This is a genomic window from Chroococcidiopsis cubana SAG 39.79 (assembly GCF_003991895.1).
Classification (GTDB): Bacteria; Cyanobacteriota; Cyanobacteriia; order Cyanobacteriales; family Chroococcidiopsidaceae; genus Chroococcidiopsis; species Chroococcidiopsis thermalis.
The window spans coordinates 1-5,144 of the sequence record NZ_RSCK01000192.1 but is presented as its reverse complement, the minus strand read 5'-3'; the positions used below and the strand labels follow the sequence as shown (position 1 = coordinate 5,144).

Genomic DNA, 5,144 nt, shown 5'->3' with positions numbered 1-5,144 from the left:
CGCCATGTCTAAACAGCCTTCCAGCTCACGTCAGCACTACAAATTAGACTCTTATAGGGGGATTACGGCAAGCTCATTTCTATACTCGTTCTAAAGCCATAAAGGAATTGGTCTGTAGGCAGCAATGCTTCATGCTTGGATTGACATAGAAATATCGCCAAACTTCAATTAGTAAAATCTCCAATTTGTAGTAGAATTACTTGTTATTTACTAAAAGTTATATCTCGTGAGCCATTCTACTCAAATATACGATCGTGTAAGTAATTGTCGATACGTTGCTTGGCTTTGGTTTAAACGCGATCGAGCTTCAGTTAATTTCAAGATTTAAAACCTGCATAATTCAATGAAACAATAATCGGGAAAAGTTAAAGAGCAAGTCACCAGATTAGCAATTTTACTCTCAGTTAAAATTTATAATTTCAAAGCCTCGTCTTCTAGACACTCAGCAAGCTTCTCGATAGCTACAGAAAATCCGATACACGTAGAGATTGCTTGTCTAACATGGATGCTGCTGCACAACGCTGATTGAAAAAATAAACCTAGCTTAATCTATGCAAGCCAACTTTTTTACTGCCGTCCTCTTACCGATAGGTCTAGCAACCGTAATGCTAGGCATGGGGTTAACCCTCGTGCCAGAAGACTTTCAACGAGTCACCCGCTATCCCAAAGCCGTCGCTATTGGTCTAGTCAGTCAATTGCTCTTTCTCCCCATCGTCGGCTTTCTGGTCGCTTCGATCGTACCGATGCAGCCAGAAATGGCAGTGGGATTAATGGTACTGGCTTTGTGTCCAGGCGGACCTTCTTCCAACATGATTACTTATTTGGCGAAAGGAGATGTCGCCCTTTCCGTGACTTTAACGGCTTTGAGTAGCGCCATTACCGTATTCACAATTCCCATATTTGCAAACCTGTCACTGCAATATTTCATCGGACAAAATGCGGCGATCGCCTTACCAATTGGGCAAACGATGCTGCAAATTTTCGCGATCGCCATATTACCAATTGTTTTGGGAATGTCGATTCGGCAAAAGTTTCCCGACTTAGCCCGCCGACTAGAGAAGACCGCGAATCGGCTTGCCGTTGCCTTCCTCGCTTTAATTATCGTGGCAATTATAATTCACGAGTGGAATCGCATCCCCAGTTTTATCGCCCAAGTTGGAATTGGAGTAGCACTACTAAATATAATCTCAATGGCGATCGGGTTTTGGTTTGGCAAGTTGTTTAATTTGAATTTTGCCCAAAGGATCTGTATTGCAATTGAGGTGGGAATTCAAAATGCGACGCTAGCGATCGCGATTACTGCCGGACTGTTAAACAATCCCGATATGGCTGTTCCTGCTGCGATTTATAGCTTACTTGCATACGCCACCGCCATTCTTACCATTTTTTATGGGAGAAGATCTGTTCAAAAGATTTATCAGGAGGAGAGCGCCAACAATCTATCAACTCGACTTTAGCGATCGCACTACACGACAAAATAAGTTTGACCGAATCTTCAGCAAAATCTTCTTACCTTTTTTTCGCCCGAAGTTAACCGATGATTTCAAAATCTCGACTATGCGAGTCGATCTTTGTGACATATGACACGCTCATTTAAATTTAGTAGTTGAGCAAACACTAAAAATATTCAACAGAATGTAGCATAGTCAACCGTAGGAAACACAGCGATCGCTGAATGCTTTACTGCTAGGTTGACATGTTTGTCGAGCCAAACTTCAACCACCTACTAGTGTTGACTATATAAAGTTGGGAGTTACGGTTGAGCTGATGTACGAAAGAATCTTTGACCTCCAAACCTTCGCCTGCTTTTCTGACCAATGCGCTCAAGTCACTGAAGTTGTGGTGACGGATAACTCTAGTGTTGCAGTTTGGGCGGTACAACCTGGACAAAAGGTTGAAGCTCATCTTCACCCCAGCGGACAGGATACATGGGTAATGCTAAAAGGAACGCTGACTTATTATTTAGGGGACGGTCAGCGCCAAACACTGAGTGTGGGTCAATGTGCTGTTGCAGATCGATCGCAGATTCACGGAGCCGTGAATGAGGGTACAGAAGATGCTGTATTTGTTTCTATCTATTCAGCTCCACAGATTGGCTATGTCAAAGCATTGCCCTAGTTCGACATTATTCAGCCGAAATCTCGATTGACTCAGAGATTTTTTAGTAGGAACTCAGCGATTTCTCAGGCAATCCTTTTAGAGTAATTCTTTAAAGGTCATAGTTGGATTGGGACGATCGAGCTAATCTAACTCTGAAACATCAGTATGACACAAATTCAACAGAAGGAAACTCACTCGCATGAATACTCTTGTAAAAAGTATTGCCTTTACAACTATTAGCTTAGCTATAGCAACTACCTCCGCAAGTGCTACACAGTCAAATAATGTAGATACTCGCATGACTAACCATGCTAACACCATCGAACTGAATAGCCAAATAGCTCAACAATCTCCATCTAGTCCCCTGAATGAGACAAGATCTAGGCGTTTCATTGATGAGATGATTATGCTTCGGATGAAAATGGTTGAAGCAGCAGAGTCAGCACTTCAATCTCCAAATCCTGAAATCAAACGTATGGCACAGGAAACCATCAAAACTAGTAACACTGAAATTAAAAAAATGATGGAAATGCGGGGAAAATTTGGTATATATGAAGATGGTTAAGTTAGCCAAAGAACCACTTTAAATAATTCAGTACTTAGCAAAGCGCAATTTCTTGTTCTCTAATTCGACCCAGAGTTTTACGCGATCGCTGTTTATCCTCAGTCCCATTTCCCACTCGATTACCTGTAAAATCTTATTCTCTTCTATCTGAGCGGAAATATTGGCTTTTCTACCGTCCTCTTACTGTTTGTGGGACAAGGACTAACTGGGACGCGCGACTTGCTAGAAATTCCTTTGGGCTGGCAGAAACATTACATTGAGCAATGCGACTTCATGAATCAGACCTGTCCAGCCAAAACTTCACAGAGCCAGGTAGAGCAGGCACTAAAGGTAGCGCAGGCATCTCGCCTGTGAGGAGCAGAATAGAATTATGCAGGGAAGCAGGGGGGACTTGGAGTCCCCGTCCCCGAAGGGGATGGGGAGAGGGGGACAGAGAACATTTCCTGAAGTATGGCGGCTCGATCCGTTTTCATTGCGATCGCGTTTAACAATTGGCATTGCAACTGTTTCCTCGGTAGGCTTGGGTAGCATTGCAATCTGGACGGGATGGCAAATGCAGCGCATCCTAATTAACAGCCACAAACAGGGAATTGAATACATAGCTGAACGCCTACCGCACGATGTAGAACTCTACAGTGAAATGTTGCCAGTAGAAACCGGATTAAGCAAAGCAATTAATAACCTGACGACTGCTGATACCCTTCTATGGGTAAAGCATCCTGATGGGAAAATTACAGCTAAGTCTGTCAGTCTCAAGATGCAGAACGATCGAAGTACGGCTGCTGCTTTAATGTCCCTAACACAAATGCCGTCTCAAGCCCAAGTCTCCGAAGTTAACGGACGCTACTTTGTGCTACGTGGCAGCTCATTGCAAGTCCGAGGGAGAGCAATCGGTCAACTGTTCGTGGCAAGAGACATTTCGCGCGATCGACAGATGTTTTTGGCAGTGGTGGGGAATTTGGGCATTATCAGTATAGGAGTACTGCTGGCAGTGACAGTAGCGATCGCTTTCTACCTGAAGCGATCGCTTCAACCTCTGCGCCAATTAAGCCAAATGACTCAGTTAATTTCGGCTGAAGATTTAGGGCGATCGCGATTGAATCTCGAACGCGCACCTAGCGAAGTGAAGGAACTGGCGCAAACATTTAATATGTTATTATCTCGCCTCTCTCAAGCTTGGGAACGAGAACGGGAATTTGTCAGCAATGTTTCCCATGAGTTGCGCACGCCGCTGACAATCGTGCATGGATACTTGCAAAGCGTATTGCGACGACAGCATAACTTAACAGAAACTCAACAAGAAGCTATAGAAACTGCTGCATCTGAAGCAGAACGTACCATCCGCCTCTTACAAGATTTACTCGATTTAGCCAGAGCAGATAGCGGTTATTTGCAGTTTCGGATCGATTCTTTTATACTCAACGATCTAGTAGCGGAAGTGGTGGGGATGGCACGTCAATACAGCGATCGCGCGATCGCAATTGAGACAGAAACTTATCCCATCGTTGTGAAAGCAGACTACGATCGTCTCAAGCAAGTTTTGCTCAATTTAATTGATAATGCAATCAAATATTCTGAGCCAGATACGTCTATTCAAGTAAAACTAGACACTCAACCAGCAACAGCAATTATTCAAGTTTGCGATCGCGGCTATGGGATTCCCTTGCAACACCAATCTCGGATCTTCGAGCGTTTTTATCGCGTTGATGAAGCCCGTACTCGCACTACTGGAGGTTCTGGTTTAGGATTGCCGATTGTCAAAACTTTAGTAGAGGGAATGGGCGGTAGCGTGACATTGCGCTCAAAATTAGGCGAAGGTAGCGTATTTACAATTAGTTTACCTGTATAGCTGCTAAATACCAGTAATACGATCTCCGGTTAAATATCCGTCGTTATAATCGCAGCCAAGAAATGAAAAAATTATGGTGGCAGACTACTACATCAACTGTTTCAACAAATAATCGCCCACTCGTAGAGCATTAGCAACGATCGTTAATGTTGGATTTACTGCGGCACTGGAAGGGAAAAAGCTACCATCAACGACATAGAGATTATTAATTTCGTGAGTGCGACAATTGAGATCCAATACAGACGTTGTGGGATCTTCGCCAAAGCGACAAGTTCCGCATTGATGCCCTACTGCTTGTAGCGGGATTGTGTTGCGGGGGTAAAGACTGAAGGGCATGAAATGTTCTGCTCGATCGACCTGCTTGAGAACAGTCGCCCAACGTTGAATCAGTCGGCTAGCCGCTTCGGTATTATTGGGTTTGTACTCCAGGTAGAGGCGATCTCCTTCTACTCGCACTCTGTTGTCAGGGTCGGGTAAATCTTCGGTCTGTAACCACCAGCCTACACTACGGTCGGCGATCGCTTTCAGTTCTGCTCCCGGTCGAAGTTTTAACAACGTGAGTTCGATGAGAAAAACTAGCCAAAAAGAAAACTGAGACCTATGCTCAAAATACACACACAATAGTCTCAG

6 protein-coding genes are annotated in these 5,144 nt (G+C 44.1%); 5 read left to right on the top strand and 1 reads right to left on the bottom strand.

The window, feature by feature from the left end; all coding sequences use genetic code 11:
• Positions 1–551 precede the first annotated feature (551 nt).
• The 5 genes from DSM107010_RS36725 to DSM107010_RS36710 all read left to right on the top strand — a co-directional run bounded on the left by DSM107010_RS36725 (position 552) and on the right by DSM107010_RS36710 (position 4,514).
• Positions 552–1,457 (top strand): bile acid:sodium symporter family protein, encoded by a 906-nt coding sequence (locus tag DSM107010_RS36725; protein ID WP_015155597.1) that lies wholly within the window; start codon positions 552–554, stop codon positions 1,455–1,457.
• Positions 1,458–1,767: 310 nt separating this feature from the next.
• Complete coding sequence (locus tag DSM107010_RS36720; protein ID WP_015155598.1) at positions 1,768–2,118, top strand: cupin domain-containing protein; 351 nt, start codon at positions 1,768–1,770, stop codon at positions 2,116–2,118.
• Between the two features lie 181 nt (positions 2,119–2,299).
• On the top strand, positions 2,300–2,665 hold the full coding sequence (locus DSM107010_RS36715) for a hypothetical protein (RefSeq protein ID WP_015155599.1): 366 nt from the start codon (positions 2,300–2,302) through the stop codon (positions 2,663–2,665).
• 189 nt (positions 2,666–2,854) lie between these two features.
• Positions 2,855–3,019 carry a hypothetical protein gene (locus DSM107010_RS39155; protein WP_158631970.1) on the top strand — a complete coding sequence of 55 codons (165 nt, stop codon included), beginning with the start codon at positions 2,855–2,857 and terminating at the stop codon, positions 3,017–3,019.
• Between the two features lie 61 nt (positions 3,020–3,080).
• Entirely contained in the window at positions 3,081–4,514 is a 1,434-nt protein-coding gene (locus DSM107010_RS36710; protein ID WP_041462517.1) for a sensor histidine kinase, read from the top strand.
• 87 nt (positions 4,515–4,601) lie between these two features.
• Here the strand turns inward: DSM107010_RS36710 and DSM107010_RS36705 are convergent.
• On the bottom strand, positions 4,602–5,144 hold a 543-nt coding region (locus DSM107010_RS36705), incomplete at its 5' end, for a GMC family oxidoreductase (protein ID WP_146138631.1).

Coding starts and splice junctions, on each gene's coding strand:
- DSM107010_RS36725 (WP_015155597.1), top strand. CDS start 552: ATGCAAGCCAACTTTTTTACTGCCGTCCTCTTACCGATAGGTCTAGCA.
- DSM107010_RS36720 (WP_015155598.1), top strand. CDS start 1,768: ATGTACGAAAGAATCTTTGACCTCCAAACCTTCGCCTGCTTTTCTGAC.
- DSM107010_RS36715 (WP_015155599.1), top strand. CDS start 2,300: ATGAATACTCTTGTAAAAAGTATTGCCTTTACAACTATTAGCTTAGCT.
- DSM107010_RS36710 (WP_041462517.1), top strand. CDS start 3,081: ATGGGGAGAGGGGGACAGAGAACATTTCCTGAAGTATGGCGGCTCGAT.